The sequence below is a fragment of the Streptococcus oralis genome (genome assembly GCF_001579175.1).
Taxonomy (GTDB): domain Bacteria; phylum Bacillota; class Bacilli; order Lactobacillales; family Streptococcaceae; genus Streptococcus; species Streptococcus oralis_O.
The window spans coordinates 253,146-253,725 of the sequence record NZ_KQ970759.1 but is presented as its reverse complement, the minus strand read 5'-3'; the positions used below and the strand labels follow the sequence as shown (position 1 = coordinate 253,725).

The window sequence follows — 580 nt, the reverse complement described above, 5'->3', positions numbered from 1 at the left end:
TTCTGACCGTCTGCTAAAAGATTGATTGTAATCTTGGTTGGACGTTTGCCATCTTGGTTGTTCTCGTCATCCCAGTTCTTAGTTGCTTTTACATCAACTGTTTCTGGAGAATAGCTATTTGTGATAGTGAATCCTGATGCAGCGTCACCAGTAACATCAGAAGTGTAACCAGTAACAGTTACTTCTACTACAGTATACTTGATAGGTGTTCCACCTTTATCAGCATCAAGGTTTGTGAAGCTTCCAGCCCAGTTGTTTGCGGCGTTAAGCTCAAGAGTCTTACCAGTATCTTGACCATCCGCAAGCAATTTAACTGTGATAGAAGTTGGACGTTTACCGTCTTGGTTGTTCTTATCATCCCATACTTTCTTCACAGAAACTTCAGTTTTCGCTGGAGTGTAAGTGTTCTCGAATGCTTTTTCATCATCGTAAGCAACAGTTGCTTCAAGGCCACCTTTACCATTGTCCGTTACAGTAACTGTAGCAGTGATGGTTTTCGTGTCGTAGGTGATGCCTGTAGCAGTTCCAGCTTTTTCAGCAATCTTGTAAGTGAAAGTTCCAGCTTTATCGAATTCCAAGG

Annotated in this window: 1 protein-coding gene; it reads right to left on the bottom strand. The window is 41.9% G+C overall.

Annotated features, from left to right (window positions below; genetic code table 11):
• Window positions 1–580, bottom strand: a 580-nt coding sequence (locus SORDD24_RS11485) for a Cna B-type domain-containing protein (protein ID WP_419579776.1), incomplete at both ends; no start/stop codon positions are given.